This is a genomic window from Paenibacillus sp. DS2015, from assembly GCF_050433705.1.
GTDB lineage: Bacteria > Bacillota > Bacilli > Paenibacillales > Paenibacillaceae > Paenibacillus_AQ.
In genome coordinates, this window is sequence record NZ_JBNPWS010000044.1 from 16,673 (window position 1) to 37,352 (window position 20,680).

A 20,680-nucleotide genomic window follows, 5' to 3' on the forward strand; every position below is an offset into this window, starting at 1 on the left:
TGGAGGTTCTATGATCTGGTCTGATGAGAAAATAAAAGTGGCACTAATCAAACATCCAACCCCGTTTTACTTATACGATCAAGAAATTCTAATCAATACATATAAGGGAATTACACAATTGCTGCACCCATCAGTTGACGTTTATTTGTCCTTGAAATCCAACAATAATGTTTATCTGACCAACCTTTTCTGTCAAATGGGAAGCGGGATTGAAATTGCATCTGCCGGAGAATTACACCTAGCCATAAAATCAGGCTTTCCAATGAATAGAATTATATATTCAGGTCCAGGGAAGACACAGGATGATTTAAAGGTGGCGGTAAACACTGGAATCCGATGCGTTATAGTTGAGTCGTTGGAGGAAGCTAGAATACTATCGGGTGTTGCAATGGAGTTAGGAAAGAATGCAGCTTATGCCGTCAGGGTGAATCCGGATATCAATGGTGGAAAAACGGCGATTAGTATGGGTGGGGGACCAAGGCAATTTGGTGTTGATGAAAGTCAACTTGAAGCGTTTTTTGCCAATGTTAGCACGTTGCCAAGTTTGGATTTTATGGGCATACATGTGTACATGGGAACTCAAATACTTCAAAAAGATGTCCTTATCGATATGTTTAACTACACTTTGAATTTGGCACGCACAATCATCGACAAATACAAAATGCCAGTCCGAATGGTTGACTTAGGAGGTGGATTCGGGGTTCCTTATTTCACCCACGAAAAACCACTGGATATGGAAGGCGTTCTTATAGCATTGAATCATATGCTGGATAAATATCTAATCGATTTTCCTGATACTAACTTCGTAATCGAGAGCGGGAGATATCTATTAGCCGCTTCTGGCATTTATGCTGCGAAGATACTGTATAAAAAAGAGTCCAAGGGAGAGACGTTCCTTATTACGAATGGCGGTATGCATCATCATGCAGCTGCTACCTTTAGAGGTAGAGCCATGAAAGGCAACTTCCCGATGAAGGTGATTAGACGGAATGCTCCTTCGGACAGCTCACACCAAACAATAAGTGAAACTGTTAATGTAACAGGTGTTTTGTGTACACCCGAAGATTGTTTGGCAAGAAAAGTAGAAGTCCCAATAGCAGAACCCGGAGATTGGGTGGTATGGTTCAATTCGGGTGCCTACGGATTATCCTTCAGTCCAATCCATTTTCTTGGCCATCCGACTCCCATGGAACTTCTAATGGTGGGAGATCAGCTGAATGTGATAAGAAATAAAGGTTCAGAGAGTGATTTGCTGCTACATCAGAATATTAAATTTGAGCCACTTCTAGAGGGGAGTTTAGGCCATGCAAGATGTTAAAGATACGGTGAATCGAGTAAAGCAAGTCTTTGCTGAACGTTCCGCTGAGTATGATCGAAGTGGAGAATTCCCATTCGCTAATTATCGTCTTATTGTTGAAAATCAATTGCATGCCATCATTCTGCCTGAGAAATATAATGGGATGAATTTGAATTGCGAGGGTTTGTCAGGAATGTTAACCACACTAGCAACGGGTTGCGGTCCAACAAGCCTAGCGCTAGCCATGCATTATTATTCATTGGGAGGATTTAAGAGCATTTTTTCGGATGAACTGAAGGATCAAGTATTCCCGGATGTATCACAGAATGGAAAATTCTTTGCTTCGATTAGTAATCCTAATGTATTACTGGTACAAGACCGTGAGCAAATCAGAGCTACGACCCGTTTAAAATCAGAGCGAGTGGATGGTGGTTTCGTTGTAAATGGTGTTAAAAACTACGTCTCGGGTAGCCCGGTAATTACATATTTACCAATCTATTGCGTAACCACAAACAGTAGTCGATATTCATACGGTATTACAGCACTGCTAAGCAAAATTGATTGCGAAGGCATTAAAATCAACTCCACCTGGAATTTAAATGCTATGCGGTGTACGGCGAGTAATTTAGTTGAGTTCAAAAATGTTTTTATTCCTGATAACTGTTTGATTGGACGTGAAGGATACGGAATTGAGGATACGCAGGATCTTATTTATTGGTTTAGGGTAGCATTTATATCTGTATATCTAGGGATTGCTCAAGCAGCATTTGACTATATTGTTAAAGCCGTTCATGAGAAAAGAGACCCGATCTCTAACAAACCAATTTCTTTTTTGCCGGGAGTTCAGTTTACGATAGCCGAATTGAAAATTAAGCTGGACGTCTGTCAATCTCACTTAATCCACTGTGCTCAAATGTTGGATGGGCTTTCTAGCCATAGAGAAGTAGAGGAAGAGTTATACTTGAAAACCCTCATTAGCAAACAGTTTATAACCAAGGAAGTAAATGAAATCGTGTGGTCTTGTATGCAAATTTTGGGAATGGAGTCGATGCGAGAGGGTCATCTCTTAGAGAGGCTGTATCGTGACGTCCGTGCGGCAACATTTCATCCGCCTTCTGAAGATATATTGAAGGAAGCAATAGGTAAAAAAGTTCTAGGTATTTTACCTATGAGGAATCGTTGGGTCTAATCATTGGAGGGATCAATCATGTTATTAAGTAAAATTGATTTAGATATTGGATTAGGAGGAGTTGATACAAATTATCTAGATTGTGTATGCGATAACATAGCCGTATTACTACAAAATAAAGGGATTGAGGATGCGAATGATATTTTTGCCTCTTCATGGTATTTTGATTTTTCGATTGAGCAAAACTATGATGTACCTTCCCTAGATTTTATGAGCTTATCCGATAGATTATTACGATATACAGGGTACAATTTCACACGAAATATCTTTTATTCAAAATCTTACAGAGAAACGATTTATGAGCTCCTGAAGCTTGAAAGACCACTTATCGTATTTGGGGATACCTATTATATGCCATGGCTAGCCTACTATGAAAAAGAACACCATGAACACACATGTATTATTTCTGGTATTGATTTACAGAAGGATACCGTAACAATTATAGATGCTTTTCAAAATCGAACACCATGGGGAGATATATCCCCACAGATTGTTGAGGTTCCAATCGAAGCATTGGTCAGGGCTATTGAATATTTACGAACACCTGAATATAGAAGTTACTATTACTTGTTAAAAGAAAATGATCCTGATCCAATAAGTTATATCCACATATTGAATACGAATCAAAAGCTAATTCTGCAAAAAGTCATGAAAGAAAATACAATACACCAATTTTCGAATTATTATCGGGAAAAATTTCTGGATCATGAAGAAGCACAAAAATTTGTTCTCTCTTGCTGGTTATCAGCTAGGGCAAGAGCAAACCATTATAAATGGTTGTCTAAACTAGACAATAATCTAATCTCTGATGATCTTATTAAGAAATTTAATAAAAATATTGTTTTACCATGGCGCCAGGTTAGTGAATATTCTTTTATCCTATCTCAAAAAATTGATACATTAGAGCAGGTTCCTGAGACGTGTTTTAGAATTTTGGAAGAAAGAATTGCTCCTGCTGAAATTGATTTTGCACAAAATCTAGCCTCCATATTAAACGTAAAGGGAGGATAAAGATGCTTATCTATCAACATTTTTTACTGCAAGTTTCCAAAAATCCATCGAAAATTGCTATTTCTATGGGCGACAGACAATTATCATATGATGAATTCTATAACAGATGTATTCAGCTTGCAAAAAAGCTAGCAGCACATCTTCCACCAAAATCAAGAATTTGTATACATATGCATAAGTCAGATCGCTTTATAGAATTGATGTTTGCCTGTTTGTTGTCGGGTATCACGTATATTCCAATAGATCCCCGCTCACCGATCGAACGAGCAAGGTTCATCGTTGAGGATAGTCATTCTAAAATTGTTTTTTTGGATCAACAAACCAAGAAAATATGGAGTAATCCTTCGTTGGAATCCAGCCCTGGATTACAAGTTGAGGAAGTCCTTTTAGATGATTTTATTCCTATATTAGATGAAGAAAGAAAAGAAATGGTCATACCAGTTTTGATAGAACAGGATGATCTAGCGTATATTTTATATACCTCAGGATCTACAGGAAAACCCAAGGGTGTAATGATATCTCATAAAAATGCTAGTACTTTTGTGAACTGGGGGATGGATTATTTCCCACTAACGGAAGATGATAAGATCGCAATCATCTCACCACTGCATTTTGATTTATGTGTCTTGGATATTTTTGTGGGCTTAGGAAAGGGCGCTACCATTTATCCGGTGGATGAATCTACTGTGTTTATGCCAGAAGCAATGTTTCGCTTTCTAAAACATAATCGTATTACTCTAACGTATACAGTACCTACTGCTTATATTTCATTGATTAAACGAAGCACGGCATCGAACAATAGTCTACCGGATCTGAAGTACATTCTATATGCAGGAGAAGCATTTCCTCCAGAGATGCTTGCCAATATAAAGTTAATTGCTCCTGCTGCTCGTATCTTTAATATGTATGGCCCCGTCGAAACCAACATTATTACAGTTCACGAAGTAGATGCTGAGGATCTTAGTAAAGCTGATATTCCAATCGGAAGTTCTGTTGTGGGGGCTGCGGTCTTTTTGGTAGATGACCATAGTGAGCTTATAGAACAATCAGATAAGGAAGGTCAAATCTGGGTCTCCGGTCCCTCTGTATCAGCAGGCTATTTAAATCTGCCAAGTCACAATGAAAATTTCCAGAAATTAATCGTGCATCAGGGGATTACCTATCATTGTTACAATACGGGAGATTATGGCTGGCGAGATTCAGATCATAATTTGCATTATGTTGGTAGAAGAGACTTTCTAGTGAAGACCAGAGGTTTTAGGGTTGAGCTAGGGGAAGTGGAATCCATTCTCTTAAATCATAATGAAGTGGTCGAAGCTGCTGTCGTAGCTGTTCCTCATAGGGACTATACTCATCTGCTCATTGCTCACATCATTTTAAGAGACACATCGGTAGAGATCAGTGATATACAAAAGTTTTGTCAGTTAAACATGCCCAGTTACATGATTCCATGGAGAATCATAGTTCATGAACAATTGCCCAAGACCACGACAGGAAAAATATCAAGGGTACCCTTAAGAGAGCTATCCTTGCAATACATGAGTTCATGAAATTTTAGGAGGGGGATATGATTGTCCTATGAAGAGCTGCTTGAGACTGTTTTAAATTCTGTTAAAGAAGTTTTGAATACGAAAGATTTTATTGATTCCAATGTACAATTTATTGATATTCCTACTTTTGATTCGATGTCTTTGTTTATGCTGGTTTCCTCAATCGAGGCACAACTTGAGTTTACTATTCCACCAGATTTATTAACCCCTGATGTATTTAAATCACCAGCTTCTATTGTAGAAGCAGTACTTCCAATTTATAAAAATTAAAAGGAGCGCGTTAATATGACCGTTTTTTCATTAACAATAGAAAAAAGAATTGAATTAAAGGTAAAAGAGATTTTGGAAATTAGTGAAAATCAAGAGATCGGTTACAAAGAAGATTTATCCATTCTTGGATTGGATTCCTTAAAGTCTATTTCCTTAGTTGTAGAACTGGAAATGCTGTTTGATATTGCATTTGAAGATGAGGAACTCTTGATGCAAAATTTTTCATCCATTGAGAAGATTGCGCAGTTGGTAAATGAGAAAGTGAATAACTGATGGACCATATCAAATATATTTTTAGGACACTTCGCAAGGAACACAAAATCTTTTGGTTCTACAACATCAATCAAGAGCAATCTTGGAATACTAGCAAAGCTATTCCTTCCTTTACCAATGAAGAACAAAATGTACTGATGGTTCAGCAAGAGCAGCAGTTGCTAATATTATCGGAAGAGGAAGATACAGTGATTTTACGCCATTCTCCAGACCCTGCTTTTCTATCGTATTTACAGAAATTAAAGGGGTTTTTACCCCAAATCATTGAGATAGATCTGAAGGAGCCCTTTCATTGGGAGTTAGTTTCTAACTCCCTTAGGCCGTTATTTGTTCCTTTTATCATGACTGAAGAAATTGCTGGCGAATGTAAGATGAGGGAGATAGAGCTTTTCGGTGCTCAGTTTGAGTTGGTGAAATGTCTTAATGATAAATTGTTTGTACGTCAGCTGGCGCTGGAAAATAACTTTGAAGTTCCTTACGGAAAAGTATGCAACAACATTAACGATTTGAAACACACCTATGATTTGATTGTAAGTAGTGGTTATGAAAAAAGCATATTAAAAATTCCGTACGGATCTTCTGGTAAAGGTATTCGAGTATTCCATAATCGTACGCAGTTTGAGAGTGCGTTCTTGTATATTCAAAAAAGAGTAGAAAGTTTTGAGGTCTTACTGGAAGCATGGCATCCTTGGTGCAATTCCCTAAATGCACAAATATGGATAGGTGATGAAGATTATTCGATTCTTGGGATTACGGAGCAAAGGGTCAATTCAGATGGAGTTTATTTAGGTACCTTGTATACACCTGACGTAAGTGTAGAGGTCACAGAAAAGTACCTAGATAATATGAGTAAGCTTGCAAAGATCTTACAGACACTTGGTTATAGGGGGATACTAGGGGTTGATTCGATACTTACGAATGAAAGCAAAGGATTAATTCCTATTATTGAGATTAATGCGAGATTTACTCAAGTTACTTATTTGCTAGGACTTGTAACGAAATTTAAAACTTCTTTTAAATGGGTTGAAAGCAGCTTCTTCAGATTCGAAAGTCTAAATGATTATGATTTTGATTACGTTCATGAATGGCTGTCGACAAGGTTACAGCATCGCAAATTCACAATTTATACTTTTGCAAAATCAAATACAGGTGTAAAAACCATTTATCGATTATATGTATTATTTTATAGTAATCAGTACGAAGAGATTATAAGTTCAATATCATTATCACGGAGTGTAAATTCAATCTCTTTTGATAAAAGATGAGCCAAGAGCAAGAAAAAAACTATTTTGTTGGAGGAATGACCATAAATGATAACTTATGATATTCAAAAGTACCTGCAATACATGGAGCTGCCGGTTATTGATGAAGCAAAAAAGAACATAGAGCTGAAGATGATGGAGGGTATTTCTGTAAATCTTCAGCATAAATCACTCATATTGGATATTGGTACAGCAACAGCAAGATACCCGATTTTCTTTGCTACCAAAGGTCATGAAGTCATTGGAATCGATATTATTGATGACTCACTAGAACTTTCTCATAAAAATGTAAATATGGCAGGTCTAACTGACAAAATAAAATTGTTAAAAATGAATGGTACCAGCCTGGAATTCGAAGCTAACTCGTTCGATTTAGTAACATGCATGATGGGGACGGTTTGTCACCTTACTGAAGAGGAGAAAAAGGACTTATTTCGTGAAGTACAAAGAGTTTTAAAGAAAAACGGTATGTTTGTATTTACTTCATGGAACCCAAATTTTTCGATGACAAGTTATTTATCTTTCTATACACGGCAAGAAAGAGCACTTTTGAAAAAAAATAGCCAAACACCTGAAAGCTTAAGAGAAATGCTTCTAATTCATGGGTTAATACCGATTCAAGAATATTCATTAATTCCATTTTCAGATGAGCAATTGCTTCAATTGGAGCTAGAGGACGGATTCACAAAGTTACAGGAGGTTCAACGCTATTGCGCATCGCAGTTCCCGAAACTCCAAGGTCAATTACATGCGTTTGTTTACCAAAAATCCGGTCATGATAACTATCAGGGTGAAAGTATTTTTAGCGACATCATTAATTAGCGAATCACAAGTTCTTGTAGTGAATAAATAATGAAGCAAGGAGAGATTCTTATATTGAGATTCAATTTGTTTTTTCAAAGGATCCGTAACTTTCTGAAATTTAAAAGAGATTATGTAAAAACGTATATGTGGATATTATCGTTTTACCGTAGTTATCCGATTAGATTGTTTTTTATTTTATGTTTTATGGTTCTCTTTATGTTATGTGAGTTGGCTATTCCTTATCTAATGCGCATTTTTATTGATGATATATTCACTACCAAGGACATGGTTAAATTTTATAATTTTTGTGCTATTTTTATTGTTCCTGTTGTTTTAATGGTCGTTTTCAAGTCGATTTATGATCGATTGTCATGTAAGTTACAAGAAAGGGTATCCATTAAACTACAAAAAAAATTATTATCTAAAATGAGAGACTTAGGCGTGGCATATTACGAGAATAATCAATCAGGAGAAACACTTTCTATAATACAGTCGAGTGTAGATTCAGCTACTGAATTATATAGAAAGCATTTACCTCAGTTTATGTTGCAGTTTTCAAATATGCTGGTCGTGTTTTTATACATAATGTTTTTTAATATTTACTTTGCCAGTATCATGATTATTGCGATGATTGTGAACCATTTTCTTAGTAAACATTTTGGTCAAAAATCAATTTTTTGGACTGAAATGGAAACGAATAACAAAATTACATTAGAAAGAAAGATATATGATGCAGTTTCAGCTATCCCGGAATTACGCTCATATGGTTCTGTGGAATGGAGCCTTCGAGAGATTCAAGAGAGAACAAACGAGTTTGTAGAAATTTCGTTTAAAGCACATTTGTACCGTCATCTTCGATTTTTATATCGTTGGATAATTATTAATTTAGGCAAAATGTTTGTCTTCATATATGGGACAGTGATGGTGATTAATGGAATTATGGATTATGGTGAAATTATTACAATCGTTTTATACTATGTTGTTTTTATGAATAGTTATTCCATAGTGGTCAGAAATTTATGGGATCAGGAGATTAGTCTTAACCATTCTGCTCGCCTAAATAATTTTATGAATATAATACCAGAAGTAGAAGAAATGAAAAATCAAATTTCAATGCCAGATTCTAAGGGGACAATTGAGCTTATTAATGTGAGCTTTAGTTATAAAAATAAACCAGTTGTACTTGAAAAGATTAACTTAACTATAAAACCTGGAGAAAAAGTTGCATTTGTAGGTATGAGTGGTGGAGGTAAATCAACTATTCTTAAATTGTTAACAAGAAATTATGATGTTTCAGAAGGTGAAATTCGAATTAATGGTATTCCAATTCAACAAATATCTTTTGAGGAAATTAGAAATCAAATCGGGGTAGTCAATCAAGAGATTTATTTGTTTGGTTCCAGTACAATTTACGAGAATATCTTATTTGGTAATCCACATGCAACTGAGAGTGAGGTCATTGAAGCAGCGAAGGCCGCTTATGCTCATGACTTTATAATGAGTCTCCCTAATGGCTATCAAACTGTTGTTGGAGAACGAGGGTTCAATCTCTCCGGTGGACAAAAGCAAAGAATAGCGATTGCTCGTGTCTTCCTTAAAAGGCCTTCAATCATTTTACTTGATGAGGCGACATCTGCTCTGGATTCCATAAGTGAAGTTGAAGTTGATATGGCATTTAAAAAACTTTTGGATGGAAGAACTACAGTTACAGTAGCTCATCGTTTATCAACAGTTAAGGATTATGATTGTCTATATATAATTGAAAATGGCAAAATCGTTGACTCTGGCTGCTTCAATGATCTAATGAAGAGATCCGACAAGTTTAAAGAGATTGTTCTTGGGCCGAAAGGGGAAGCCTCATGAAAAGCAGAGTCTTACACATAGTCAAGGCTAACAACCAAAATATATTAAAGGGTTTTGTCCTTTTGTTATTTTTAGTATTTATTGATGCGAGTCTATTGATTTTTAGTATTGATATACAGCGATGGATTATTGATGATATTTTTGTAGGTGGAGACAAAAGCTTGATCGTCCCTTATATGCTGATACTAGGATTTTCTCTTGTTACTCCTCCACTCATATTCTTTTTGACTTCACGCTTGGCTTATAAGATCGCCCTCGACATTCAACGTGTATTAACTAGTGAATTATTAAGTTATATTCAAAAACTGCCCGTTCTTAGATTTCAAGAAAAAAGAATAGGGAAATGGACTCATTATTTCACTTCAGATATAAATCATATTAAAGATTTTTATACATTTAATATTCCCGAGCTATTCAAGCAAACTGCAATTGTAATTCTGTTGTGTTTATATTTTGGTTGGATTGATAAATGGATGTTCTTTGCGATCCTATTTATTAGTATTGGTTATGTGATACTGATGAGTTTTTTTGGGAAAATGGCAAAAAATGCACAGTCGGATGTTCAAAAACAGAAGGCCGACTTATCAGTACATCTCGAAGAAGCAATTTCTTCTACAAGAGAAGTGATATCGTTTAACAGGCTGGATTGGGAGAAGAAAAGATTAAATAGTCTTTATGAAAATCTCGTTAGGTATGTTTTAAGAGATAATAAAATTAAAATGTACTCCAACATAATAACTCATCCGCTGAAATGGGGCCCCATATTGCTTGTATTACTATGGGGTGGCAATAAAGTATTAAAATCTGAAATGACATTGGGAACTTGGATTACGCTTTATCAATTTACAGCAATTTTAGCAAATGGAATACAAGGTATGTTTGATATGTTACTAGAAATGAAGAAAGCATCTGTTTATACTAATCGTCTGAACGAAGTGTTTAAGGAAGAAAGCATCAATGAAGGCAATATGGAACTTAACGAGATAAAAAGTCTGTCCATGAAAAACATATCTTTTTCATATGAAGGAAGTAATAGTAGAAGTCAGTTTATTAATAACCTTTTTATAAACTTTTCAATAGGGAAAAAAATTGCAATAACTGGATCCAGTGGGAGCGGTAAATCAACTGTTGCCAAATTACTATCCCTATACTGCATTCCGCATAGAGGGGAGATTTTACTAAATGAAATACCGATAACCAATTATTCTACGTGTGAATTGTTTAGTAGAGTTTCTATTTGTTCGCAAGATCCTTATATTTTTCCGGATACTATTCGTAATAATATATTATTCGGTAGGGAAGCAACAGAAGAGCAACTTGATAAGGTATGTAATTTAGTATATCTAAAAGAACTAATTGAAGATTTGCCAGAAGGTTTTGATACTATTTTAGGTGAAAGGGGATATTCTCTTTCAGGGGGGCAAAGGCAGCGATTAGCGATCGCGAGATCTCTTTTACATGATTCGGATATCTTAATTCTTGATGAAGCTACTTCCGCACTGGATTTGGAATTAGAAAGAAAAATTCAAAGAAACCTGGATATTTTAAGAAAGGGTAAAACAACAATTGTAATTGCCCACAGGCTTTCTACAATTGTGAATTCAGATATAATCTTCGTTATGAAGGAGGGTGGAATTTTAGAAAAAGGTAGTCATAAAGAATTGTTGGAAAAAAAAGGAGAATATTACCATCTGTTACAAAGTCAAGAATACTTGCAGGCTTAATAATTCGATTATAACTATATTGTCTTAAGGGAGAACATAAAAATGGCTGAATTTGAGGATTTTTCAAAGCTAGATATTCGTGTGGGAACAATACTTTCTGCTGAGTCATTATTAAAGGCTAAAAAACCAGCTTACAAATTGTCGATAGATTTAGGGCTGGAGCTGGGGATAAAACATTCTAGTGCACAGATCACTAAAATATATTTGCCGGAATGCCTAATAGGACGGCAAGTCATATGTGTGGTTAATCTTCCTCCACGAAAAATCGCTGGATTTAAATCAGAAGTACTTGTATTAGGGGCAATACCGGAAGAAGGCAATGTTTTTTTGTTGAAATGTGATACAACTGTACAAAATGGTGTTTCTATAGGTTAATGCTATGTATTAGAGAATTAATTAATGTTAAATCTTCTTATTTTGTTTGGTCACACTGGAACGAATCAAAACAAACAATCCATAGGAGTTTCTCAACAACTCATGCGACGGTCTTTAGTAGATCAAATACTGCTTTGGTAAATTAATCTTGCACTATGGTCTGTAGTGATGTAGTAATACAGACCAGAGATTGATTTTCGAGGTTTGGCCTGTAAAAGAAATTCTATTATCCATTCAATAATATAAAATATATGATCGTATGAGGAAATGGGAACACAAACAAATTTTTGTCCAGACTCTACACTAGTAATTCTCAGTTGATATGTCATGTTATAACTTGGGTTTATGAAATCGGCGTTGATTGCTCGGTACAATTATTGCTTTATTTTCTCACTTCTCTTATGGTGAGTGTAATTGTACTCTTAGAGATAGTGTAATGCTCCCCGTTGTCAAGATCGAATTTGTGAGGAATAAGCTTATCCTCCTTCTTATGAAATTTAGTACTTTAGGATGCGATCTGTTTTATCAAGTGAGCGTAGAATTTAATTGGTTAGGTTTTGCATCATTAAGGGACTGATGAGCCGTTTTTCATTGAAAAATTGGACATAACGATCTATCTCTTTGCGCAGCTCGCGAGGAGTCTCAAACTCATTAAAGTAGGTGCATTCATATTTGAAAGACCTGAAATAGCGCTTTGTAATGGGGTTGTCCGTTGCTCGTCCGTTACCGTCTATCGACACCGGGATAACCCTTTTTCAAGCGACTCTAAGTAAGAAACATTAGTGAAATGTGAGCCTTGATCACTATTCACAATTTCTGGTTTACAGCTGCTGAATGCCCGCTTGGTGCACTTTAAGTACAAAGCCTTTCCTCAATCTCAAGTGTACTGGACAGCTTATAATCGATGACTTTACGACTCTACCAGTAGAATGATGTTGATGAGATACATGAATCCTTTACCCATGCGAAGATACGTAATATTGATTCCCCAGACTTGATTTGGACCGTCTATCACAAACCTTCGTAGAAGATAAGGACGTGTATACTTGGAATGAGGGGGCATGCTTAAGCTAGGTTTTGGATAAATGGTTTCAAAATCCATAAGTCTCATTAGTCGTCTGACGCGCTTACGATTAACATCGAAGCTGATCCCGAAGAAAATTCGTCATACGAAGATAGCCGAAGTATGGGTGGTTCGTATAGATTTCATCAATGCGATGCATGATCTGTACATTTTCTTCGCTGGCGGTACACGCTTGTCCTATTCACGCTTAGTAGTTCTGCCTGACGTTTAATTGATATGGTAGCGCTGTTTTCCCTCGATCATTGCATTTCGGCTTTCTAGTGGTTCATTTATGACCAGATTTTTTTGAGCCAGTCGGCCTCAAGGGTGAGTTGGCAGACCAGCTTCTCCAGATGTTCTTACTTACTCTTTTCTTATTTTATCGGCATCATTGTACTTCTTTTCAAACACCGTCGATGCACGTTCTAGAAATTCAGTTTTCCACAGGCTAAGCATAACAGGACTAAGATCATATTTAGCAGTAATCTCGTTAACGGTCTGTCCTCACGGAGGACCTTCAGTAAACCCAATATCTTAAATTCTGAGGTATATCGATTTCGTTTTTCCATAGGCTTCATTATAACTTATTAACCAGTCTCCCGTGTCTCGTCCTATGGGACAATTATACAGAATGGTGTGGTTCTTTAGTTTTTTATAACCTTAGGGCACACTCGCAGGTTGAATCTTCGATTGTTTTGCTGTTTTTTGTCTGCACTTTGTGTAAAAATACATATTTAGAAAGCCATGTTATATATTATGCATTCTTTTTTAATACACAGTTTCCTTGAATTGTTATTCCAAATAACGGAGGGGTATTATGGTTGAAATAAGAATTATGAAAACTGATTTGGATATTCTAGGTACTTTTCCATTAATGAAACAATTACGCACTGGCCTTTCAAAAGATATTTATTGCGATACAATAAGAGGACTTCAAACTAAGTATTGTTATAACCTAGTTGCAGTTAGTGAAAGAGACCATGTAAGATCAGTTGCAGGTTATAGAATAACTGAATCTTTGGCGTGGAGTAGATATCTTTATGTAGATGATTTAATAACCGAACCTCACAGTCGAGCTAAAGGGTACGCAAGGCTTTTATTCGACTGGTTAGAGTCAGAGGCAATTACTAATAATTGTAATGGAGTGCATTTAGATTCCGGTGTTCATAGGTTTGATGCCCATCGATTATATCTTAATCAGAAATTGTTTATAAGTTGCCATCACTTTCAAAAAGATTTTAATACTTCACCTTAAATCGATCGCATCTTGAAAAACAACCGCGTACACAGATTGTAATGGCCGGTTCTGCCACAAAATATGAGGTTCGCCAACAATGATCTCAAATGTGATACTGGAGAGCAAGATTGCTCATGACTGAAATGTCCAAGCTCGAATGATTTGTTCTTGCGACCATAATTGTACTGTGTTATGTTGACTGTAATATAAAGGAAATGCAAAGAGGTTGTGGTAGCCTTATAAAGGAGGGAATATCGATGACGAGAACAACGATGTTGCTGCAACGGTTTGATGAAATAGGAAAAAGTGCTTGAACACCACAAAGGCAAAGCCTTGGAATTACTAGGACTTGGGTTTGTCAGCATTGAGACTGATTGAATAGATGAATACTCTGATTTAGATTTTTTTGTCATCAGTACTTCAGGTAACCAACAGAGATTCATTGATCATCTTGACAGGTTAGAGGAAACTTACTCGTTAGCTTGAAGTCCAATTCTTCACAGATCACTAGATAACCAATATTGGATATCTAAGGGATAGACAGATACAACACCTTACGGAATATTTCATGAATATCCCCAACGATACGTACGGTGGTGTGAGAGGTCGGGGGCTAATCTCCCCCTCCTACTCGATAAAATTAATAGTGAAATGATAAAAAAGGATGAAGGAGAAAGGCTCATCCTTTGGGACTGCAGTTGTGAACAAAAGACTATGCCGAGCATGTGTAATGGTGGTTAATGACAAGCCGGTATTGTCCTGCCAGTTATTTTGCGATGACTTGGTGAAAGAAAACAATCAAATAATAATTCATGCCCTAAGTAAATTCCTGTAATATGCGATTTGGTAGTTGACCGAATTCAAATGTTTGAAGTTATGAAAGAGATGAAGTTATGGTTAGAAGATTCCGCAAAATTTAGAACCGCTAATTTACCGCTGCAATATGAAGTGTCTCAATGGCTGATGTGTGGTAGCTGTCTGGAAGTTTTTCCAAATTATAGTTTAGGTGAATTATTTACAGGAATGTCATTCGCCATGTCTATGGTTAATCTAACATTATTAAGTGAATACAAAAACTAAAAAAATGAATACAGAAGCTTATCAAAAAGAATCTTGGTGTAGACGACTCTGTAAGACTAAAATCTAAAACCAATGATTCCGACTTTGTATTTGAAAACTCACATTATTAGTGGATTTTGGGTGGCAGTATGTTCTTGACTTGTCACAAATTTTTGAATGTTAGAAAGTTGGGGACCTACTTGGAGAGAATTACTCGTAAATATCAATTCTCTAGAGGTTCCTTTACATAGGTGGATGGAGTGTTGATCAAAAATTTGTGAAATATGGCATAACATCAGTGACTTTGTACAAGTGCAATTGCTGAGATCATAGGTTCGGAATCTCATTAATTTCAAAGAATGAACAACTTAGGGGGCTCAAAACCGAAACCAGTGCTTGATTAATTAAGAGCTTAGTATGGACAAGATTATTACGGATAAAACAGGGCTCATCTAACGAATAAATGTTCAGAAAATCGCTCTGAAAGTGTCAAGCGCTGATTATGAGGTTGAGCCAGAATAATACTATCTTTTTTTTGGGACAGTCGAATGTGATGTATCAAGTATCGATAGTATTAAGTGAAACTGACGAATACTTATTACACTATTCAAGTGCATTGTAAGTCACACCAAGCCGGTTGCTAATGATAAAAAGACATCCAATGGATATTTCTTTTCTAACGTCTTACACAAACTTATTGATGCTACCGTTGCTATTAATACTGGTGTTGAATTGGTGTTAAAAAGTAACACCAACTATCCTAAATCACCCAAACAGAACGGAAATGAAAACAAAAAATTCAGTAAATCCAAGGCTTCCGCCCACTATAACAGATTATATAGGAAGGACTAATCAACCCGCATACGAAACATATGCTTGGATAATTCCATGACCAACGAACACTGCAAACACATCATATTGACTTGGGAATATAGGACTAATTTTTAAAGGGATTCGGATAGAAAACCTATGATAAGACAGCCTGATTTGGTAGTAAGAACGTTGTATTGAATTCGGGTAACGTTAGAATCGCATTGTTTTTTTTAATACTAGCAATATATTATTAAGGGTAAGTGCTAAATGAGATATGACAAGTTGAACAATGGTAAATGAATAATTCTGATATTTCTCCTACGATATCGAGATAATAACTGCGGGCCTTATCCACATTTCCTGACATCAAGGATTCAATGATTTTTTTTTCTTTGTTAACGGGAAATACATATTCTTTGGATTTTAAGTTCATAACGTCATCCGAAAAGAGGATGCTACCGTGCCCCGCTATATTTACAAATCAAAGATTATATGATGTGGCGGGTGTATTGTAGATCATTTGGGATGGATAATGGGGAACGAAAATTCAGTCGAACAGTTATCTCCGAAGGTGGCTTGTATAATTATGCAATTCATTGAAAATGCCTCAAAAATTTTTTTCTAACGAATTGTGGAATATTAATCATTTTTTCTTCAAGGATTAAAAAATTCTATTTATTTATGGAACAAGAGTAATGTATTTATGCGGGTTCTGAGCCTCGTTTTTCTAATTAATTATGAAATACCACAGCTTGGGTTTGATCAAAACGGCACTTTCCCTCAAGCACAAAGTGATACCTTCAAGTATTAATTTTGAGAAGCCGCACCCTGATATGCACATGGAGGATTCATCCTTTTTTGTAAACACCAAGTTGTATAATATTGCAGACAAGCCATCCGTGCCAGCCGGAGTCAGTTCTTTTGGCCTTGGAGGCACCAACGCCCACGTGATTCTTGAGACCCCCCCCTTTTTCCAGCAGTGTTATCCGCATTTTTTATCGTATTGCAAAATGAAGTAAGGGTATTTCCAGGACCAATCTCAACAATAACCCGCGGTTCACCATTCACTTGAAGATGCTTAATCCCTTCGGCAAAACGAACGGGTTGCGATAAGCAAACCAGGTACAGGACCATCGAAAAAATGAAACAGAACTATCCTATCGTTATGTTATGCACAATCGCTGAAGTGTCGAGGGCGGGATTCTGTAAGTGGAAATCGACCATTGAAGCGCGTAAAGCACGCAGGGAAAAGGATTCACAACTAAAGGAGCATTTCTTAGCTATTCATCGACTACGACCGTATTTTGGTGTTTTTTGCAATCGAAAAGTGCCGAGAATTGCAACGATGAATTTTTGTCAATATGCAGCAACAAGTAGGGTTTATGCATAGGATTGACATGGAGCCTCTATGGGCATGATTCACTGCGAAAGGACGAGCCAGCAAGCCTATCATACCCACCTCTCCATATAAAACCAGTTACTTTTGCTGCAATACTAAGTACTTCTACTTTGCAACAAACATTTTGGCTACAAACGCATGCAGACGGCTTTGGGTAAGGAAGGGATTTCCCTGAATTGCAAAAAAGTACGTCGACTCATGAGAGAGCTAGCTAAATGTTCCGTGATCCGGAAGAAACGACCATTTTTTGGTCGAAAAGCATCTGTTATCTTTCCTAATGTCCTCAATCGTGAATTTACGGAAATGAGATACTACTTATGTGTGAATTGGCCATGATTTTCCTATCTTTCTGTAATTTTGGATCTCTTTAATAATGAAGCTCTAGCTTGGAAACTATCCAACCGCAATGATTTACAACTTGTATTAGACACGGTAAAGCAGTTGGATGCACCAGAAGCGCTTCTACATTCCGACCAAGGGTTTCAATACACAACGCAAACGTATGCCCGTCTATTAGAAGAATATGCGCTTAAAGGAAGCTATTCGAGACGAGGAAATTGCTTTGATAACGCTTGTATCGAGTCTTTCTTTTCCCATCTTAAAGCGGAAAAGCTTTATTTACACAAGCCAGATAGCGAGGCAAGTGCTCGGAGACTCATTGCCGAACAAATTGAATATTACCATAAAGAGCGATTCCAGAAAAAATTAGGCGACTCTCCCCGGTAGAATACCGTGAAGCGATCGCCGCTTAACTACTGTCTACTTTGCGGGGCTATGACCATACTCGACTATCTTTTCTCTTATTTATTCCGTATTCTTCAACTAAAACCTAACAAATTCCTATTGAAACTAATATTGTTATATATAAATACAATATTATTCCTGTTATATTTTACAAATAAGAATAATGGTTAATATATTTAAATATTTGCTTTATTGGGATTTTTGGAATATATTATATGTGTAAATAGATAAATAGATAAATAGATAAATAGAAAAAGGAGGACCTTTTCTTGTAGAATTGAGTTACCACACAACAATTCACAGAAAAGAGGTCTTCCCGTTCAACATTATAATTCGATTTGTGTTCTGTCACTTTTGACAAAGGGAAGTAATAGTTAAGCCTTATGTGCAACATAAGGCTTTTATATTTGAAATTGGTTTGAGCGGAGATTTAACCGACTGCTCACCAATGATAAGAAGTGCGGAGTATTTTGTAAATATAGGGGATGTATCTAATATCAGAAAAGAAAAAAAACAAATAAGATAACCAATTAGGTCCTATGAGATAGTAAATTTACTCGCATTATGAATGGAGGAGTTTAATTGAATTCAAAATCTTTACCTATAACGATTTCACCAATAATTTGTTATCTCCATCAAGCTCATCAACTATGTATTGTTTTAACAGACGAGAAAAAGAAAACATGGTTTTATAATAATTATGCACAGATATATAGCAGAGATAAAGAAATAGATCTAAAATTCGATTTTCTCTCTTACGATGGGAAGTACGCTCGATTTCCTTGTATTAATCAAAATTGGCTAACGAGAGACTTTTTTTTCAGGACGAAGCTTAATTTGATTCAGTTTATAATAGATTGTATCGATCAGGGGGTTTATTGTGAAATTGTAGTAGATGAATATTACATCCCTTCAAAAGTAAACTATTTAAAGAAAACATACCCTCATCAAAATTTAATTTATGGATATGATAAGGACTTACAACAATTTAAAATAGTTGGTTTTAATCAAGCCAACAAATTTACGGAAATGGAAATTAACTTTGAGAGCCTTGAGAAAGGATTTGTACATTCACCTTGGGCTGGTGTTGGCTTTTTTGACCCCACTACGGATATTGAATATACGAATTCTGACCTTGAAGTAAATCTTCCTTTACTAAAAAAGTATTTACTAGATTACGTTAACTCAACGAACTCTTTTGTGCATTATAGACCAATAGATGCTGTTTTTGGAATGGATACCTATCAATTATATAAAAAAGAGTTTCTTGAAACAGGGAATTCCGATATACGTCCGCTACATACTTTTTGGGAGCATAAAAAACACATGGTTTCTAGAATTAATTACTTTAAAGAAACAGGAATTTTAACTGTACAGGATGATTTGCAGCAGCGTTTTGTTTCTCTGGAGAAAAATTTCTTTGTGCTAAGAATGCTGATCATGAAGTATGATATAAAGAATGATAGGACGATTTTGAGTAAAATCAGTTCAAGGCTGGATGTTCTTATAGAAGAAGAACGAGATTTATTAGGTCGTTTCATATCATTGTTGTGATTTCGATGTGCCCCTTGCGTTAACAGTAACGATAGAATCTTTGGTTACATAGATTCAAAATTTAGATAAATACTCGAATATACTGGACTATTTAGTCCAAGATTAGTGCTAGAACATTGAGCTTAATTCTGCTTACAATTCTATTCGACTAAAATCCCATTCTTACAACGTCCGTGATTTCTTGTGAAATCGTGTCTGCATTAATACTCTTTAATCCGGTTATGGCGACCTTCCCAGCAACCTGGTTTCTTAGGAATCGAAAGTGTAAGGGATTCTTCGGGTTCTGGCATTACGATTTCCTAATGGGATAGCCTGGAGGCTATAAGTAACTGGAAGAACAATCAAGCCCACAAAGTTGCCCTGGAAAAAGGCATGCAAGAATGGTACCAAAACTATAACGTGAAAATTTGCAATGTTGAACGGGAGTATTTCTCGAGTACGCAATAATACTTTCTGAGAATTTAATCTTACTACTGGAAACGACAGTGCAATGATCCGACTTTTTCATATCGCGGTTCTATCTTTCGGGTCTAAATAAATAAGGAGTCTATTATGGGTACAATTAACTATTCTATTGTTGATGTTTTTTCGCAAGGAAAATATACAGGAAATCAACTTGCTGTTTTTAAAAATGCTGGAAGCCTTTCTGATCGTGAGATGCAACAAATCGCTAAAGAAATTAAACAAGCTATCTTTTTCAATAAGTGCTGCGGATGTGGCTTTGGAAAAGGGCCCTGAGGGACTTCTTACTTTCAGTGATTCCGTCTCAGGTTCGCAAGCAGTTGAAGTACCTTATTTTCCGGAAAGCGGCGATGTGCTCTACAAGGATTATTTCATTGACAGTGATTTGACTCCTCTGTTAGTTAAATAAGAGACGTTATTTCGTATGGACAGGAGCACCGAGACAGGCAGAAGGGCAAAAATCCAAATTTTCGGTGAAAGCTAATCGGTTGCGCTTGCAAACAGAATGGGTAAATAAGAAATAAAAGCAACTCTCGAGACATTCATGGCAGTCAAAAGGCACCTGTTGAGGTGCCTTTTGATTTCGTTCTATAAATGGTACGGTGAATCGTACCATAACTTAGAACAGGTCATTATGCTCCCTCGGTATGATTTGATTATCTCACGCAAGCTCGTCTATTCGCAGGATTTCATCCCTTTAGAAATGACATTAGAATTAAAGAGAGCCAGGA

18 protein-coding genes and 3 pseudogenes are annotated in these 20,680 nt (G+C 36.2%); 20 read left to right on the forward strand and 1 reads right to left on the reverse strand.

What is annotated here, in order from left to right; all coding sequences use genetic code 11:
- Positions 1 to 10: 10 nt before the first annotated feature.
- The 11 genes from J2T13_RS24365 to J2T13_RS24415 all read left to right on the forward strand — a co-directional run bounded on the left by J2T13_RS24365 (position 11) and on the right by J2T13_RS24415 (position 11,618).
- The gene (locus J2T13_RS24365) at positions 11 to 1,318 is read left to right on the forward strand and encodes a type III PLP-dependent enzyme (RefSeq protein WP_429375101.1); all 1,308 of its coding nucleotides are present in this window, start codon (positions 11 to 13) and stop codon (positions 1,316 to 1,318) included.
- Positions 1,305 to 2,486 carry an acyl-CoA dehydrogenase family protein gene (locus J2T13_RS24370; protein WP_429375102.1) on the forward strand — a complete coding sequence of 394 codons (1,182 nt, stop codon included), beginning with the start codon at positions 1,305 to 1,307 and terminating at the stop codon, positions 2,484 to 2,486. The genes J2T13_RS24365 and J2T13_RS24370 overlap by 14 nt, the downstream gene beginning before the upstream one ends.
- Before the next feature lie 18 nt (positions 2,487 to 2,504).
- Positions 2,505 to 3,497 (forward strand): BtrH N-terminal domain-containing protein, encoded by a 993-nt coding sequence (locus J2T13_RS24375; RefSeq protein ID WP_429375104.1) that lies wholly within the window; start codon positions 2,505 to 2,507, stop codon positions 3,495 to 3,497.
- Between the two features lie 2 nt (positions 3,498 to 3,499).
- A complete protein-coding gene (locus J2T13_RS24380) occupies positions 3,500 to 5,047 on the forward strand; it encodes an amino acid adenylation domain-containing protein (protein ID WP_429375106.1) in 1,548 nt (515 codons plus the stop codon).
- A 21-nt stretch (positions 5,048 to 5,068) separates the two neighbouring features.
- Entirely contained in the window at positions 5,069 to 5,317 is a 249-nt protein-coding gene (locus J2T13_RS24385) for an acyl carrier protein (RefSeq protein WP_429375108.1), read from the forward strand.
- A 15-nt stretch (positions 5,318 to 5,332) separates the two neighbouring features.
- On the forward strand, positions 5,333 to 5,590 hold the full coding sequence (locus J2T13_RS24390; protein ID WP_429375110.1) for a phosphopantetheine-binding protein: 258 nt from the start codon (positions 5,333 to 5,335) through the stop codon (positions 5,588 to 5,590).
- The gene (locus tag J2T13_RS24395) at positions 5,590 to 6,855 is read left to right on the forward strand and encodes an ATP-grasp domain-containing protein (RefSeq protein WP_429375111.1); all 1,266 of its coding nucleotides are present in this window, start codon (positions 5,590 to 5,592) and stop codon (positions 6,853 to 6,855) included. The genes J2T13_RS24390 and J2T13_RS24395 overlap by 1 nt, the downstream gene beginning before the upstream one ends.
- Before the next feature lie 45 nt (positions 6,856 to 6,900).
- A complete protein-coding gene (locus tag J2T13_RS24400; RefSeq protein ID WP_429375112.1) occupies positions 6,901 to 7,674 on the forward strand; it encodes a class I SAM-dependent methyltransferase in 774 nt (257 codons plus the stop codon).
- 126 nt (positions 7,675 to 7,800) lie between these two features.
- Positions 7,801 to 9,519, forward strand: coding sequence for an ABC transporter ATP-binding protein (locus J2T13_RS24405; protein ID WP_429375114.1), 1,719 nt, complete (start codon positions 7,801 to 7,803; stop codon positions 9,517 to 9,519).
- Positions 9,516 to 11,243 carry an ABC transporter ATP-binding protein gene (locus tag J2T13_RS24410; RefSeq protein WP_429375115.1) on the forward strand — a complete coding sequence of 576 codons (1,728 nt, stop codon included), beginning with the start codon at positions 9,516 to 9,518 and terminating at the stop codon, positions 11,241 to 11,243. The genes J2T13_RS24405 and J2T13_RS24410 overlap by 4 nt, the downstream gene beginning before the upstream one ends.
- Positions 11,244 to 11,285: 42 nt before the next feature.
- Positions 11,286 to 11,618, forward strand: a complete 333-nt coding sequence (locus tag J2T13_RS24415) for a tRNA-binding protein (RefSeq protein ID WP_429375117.1) — start codon at positions 11,286 to 11,288, stop codon at positions 11,616 to 11,618.
- Positions 11,619 to 12,160: 542 nt separating this feature from the next.
- Here J2T13_RS24415 and J2T13_RS24420 read toward each other — a convergent pair.
- Positions 12,161 to 12,358: an IS3 family transposase gene (locus J2T13_RS24420; RefSeq protein ID WP_429375118.1), complete on the reverse strand. Its 198-nt coding sequence runs from the start codon at positions 12,356 to 12,358 to the stop codon at positions 12,161 to 12,163.
- 345 nt (positions 12,359 to 12,703) lie between these two features.
- Here J2T13_RS24420 and J2T13_RS24425 point away from each other — a divergent pair, with 345 nt between their 5' ends.
- The 9 genes and pseudogenes from J2T13_RS24425 to J2T13_RS24465 form a co-directional block, all read left to right on the forward strand.
- Complete coding sequence (locus J2T13_RS24425; RefSeq protein WP_429375120.1) at positions 12,704 to 12,913, forward strand: hypothetical protein; 210 nt, start codon at positions 12,704 to 12,706, stop codon at positions 12,911 to 12,913.
- A gap of 585 nt (positions 12,914 to 13,498) precedes the next feature.
- Positions 13,499 to 13,936, forward strand: coding sequence for a GNAT family N-acetyltransferase (locus J2T13_RS24430; RefSeq protein ID WP_429375122.1), 438 nt, complete (start codon positions 13,499 to 13,501; stop codon positions 13,934 to 13,936).
- 846 nt (positions 13,937 to 14,782) lie between these two features.
- Complete coding sequence (locus tag J2T13_RS24435; RefSeq protein ID WP_429375124.1) at positions 14,783 to 14,998, forward strand: hypothetical protein; 216 nt, start codon at positions 14,783 to 14,785, stop codon at positions 14,996 to 14,998.
- Positions 14,999 to 16,623: 1,625 nt separating this feature from the next.
- Complete coding sequence (locus tag J2T13_RS24440; RefSeq protein ID WP_429375129.1) at positions 16,624 to 16,809, forward strand: ketoacyl-synthetase C-terminal extension domain-containing protein; 186 nt, start codon at positions 16,624 to 16,626, stop codon at positions 16,807 to 16,809.
- A 122-nt stretch (positions 16,810 to 16,931) separates the two neighbouring features.
- On the forward strand, positions 16,932 to 17,180 hold the full coding sequence (locus J2T13_RS24445; RefSeq protein WP_429375126.1) for a hypothetical protein: 249 nt from the start codon (positions 16,932 to 16,934) through the stop codon (positions 17,178 to 17,180).
- Between the two features lie 135 nt (positions 17,181 to 17,315).
- A pseudogene (locus tag J2T13_RS24450) lies at positions 17,316 to 17,941 on the forward strand (IS3 family transposase); the annotation flags it as partial.
- A 574-nt stretch (positions 17,942 to 18,515) separates the two neighbouring features.
- The gene (locus J2T13_RS24455; RefSeq protein WP_429375128.1) at positions 18,516 to 19,487 is read left to right on the forward strand and encodes a hypothetical protein; all 972 of its coding nucleotides are present in this window, start codon (positions 18,516 to 18,518) and stop codon (positions 19,485 to 19,487) included.
- A gap of 234 nt (positions 19,488 to 19,721) precedes the next feature.
- Positions 19,722 to 19,934 (forward strand): annotated as a pseudogene (locus J2T13_RS24460) (antibiotic biosynthesis monooxygenase family protein); the annotation flags it as partial.
- Between the two features lie 105 nt (positions 19,935 to 20,039).
- Positions 20,040 to 20,168, forward strand: a pseudogene (locus tag J2T13_RS24465) (PhzF family phenazine biosynthesis protein); the annotation flags it as partial.
- Between the last annotated feature and the right edge of the window lie 512 nt (positions 20,169 to 20,680).

Excerpts from the sequence above, each read along its gene's own strand:
- J2T13_RS24410 (WP_429375115.1), top strand. The coding sequence starts at position 9,516 with ATGAAAAGCAGAGTCTTACACATAGTCAAGGCTAACAACCAAAATATA.
- J2T13_RS24365 (WP_429375101.1), top strand. The coding sequence starts at position 11 with ATGATCTGGTCTGATGAGAAAATAAAAGTGGCACTAATCAAACATCCA.
- J2T13_RS24415 (WP_429375117.1), top strand. The coding sequence starts at position 11,286 with ATGGCTGAATTTGAGGATTTTTCAAAGCTAGATATTCGTGTGGGAACA.
- J2T13_RS24405 (WP_429375114.1), top strand. The coding sequence starts at position 7,801 with ATGTGGATATTATCGTTTTACCGTAGTTATCCGATTAGATTGTTTTTT.
- J2T13_RS24390 (WP_429375110.1), top strand. The coding sequence starts at position 5,333 with ATGACCGTTTTTTCATTAACAATAGAAAAAAGAATTGAATTAAAGGTA.
- J2T13_RS24370 (WP_429375102.1), top strand. The coding sequence starts at position 1,305 with ATGCAAGATGTTAAAGATACGGTGAATCGAGTAAAGCAAGTCTTTGCT.
- J2T13_RS24375 (WP_429375104.1), top strand. The coding sequence starts at position 2,505 with ATGTTATTAAGTAAAATTGATTTAGATATTGGATTAGGAGGAGTTGAT.
- J2T13_RS24400 (WP_429375112.1), top strand. The coding sequence starts at position 6,901 with ATGATAACTTATGATATTCAAAAGTACCTGCAATACATGGAGCTGCCG.
- J2T13_RS24435 (WP_429375124.1), top strand. The coding sequence starts at position 14,783 with ATGTTTGAAGTTATGAAAGAGATGAAGTTATGGTTAGAAGATTCCGCA.
- J2T13_RS24430 (WP_429375122.1), top strand. The coding sequence starts at position 13,499 with ATGGTTGAAATAAGAATTATGAAAACTGATTTGGATATTCTAGGTACT.
- J2T13_RS24445 (WP_429375126.1), top strand. The coding sequence starts at position 16,932 with ATGAAACAGAACTATCCTATCGTTATGTTATGCACAATCGCTGAAGTG.
- J2T13_RS24425 (WP_429375120.1), top strand. The coding sequence starts at position 12,704 with ATGGTTTCAAAATCCATAAGTCTCATTAGTCGTCTGACGCGCTTACGA.
- J2T13_RS24440 (WP_429375129.1), top strand. The coding sequence starts at position 16,624 with ATGCACATGGAGGATTCATCCTTTTTTGTAAACACCAAGTTGTATAAT.
- J2T13_RS24380 (WP_429375106.1), top strand. The coding sequence starts at position 3,500 with ATGCTTATCTATCAACATTTTTTACTGCAAGTTTCCAAAAATCCATCG.
- J2T13_RS24395 (WP_429375111.1), top strand. The coding sequence starts at position 5,590 with ATGGACCATATCAAATATATTTTTAGGACACTTCGCAAGGAACACAAA.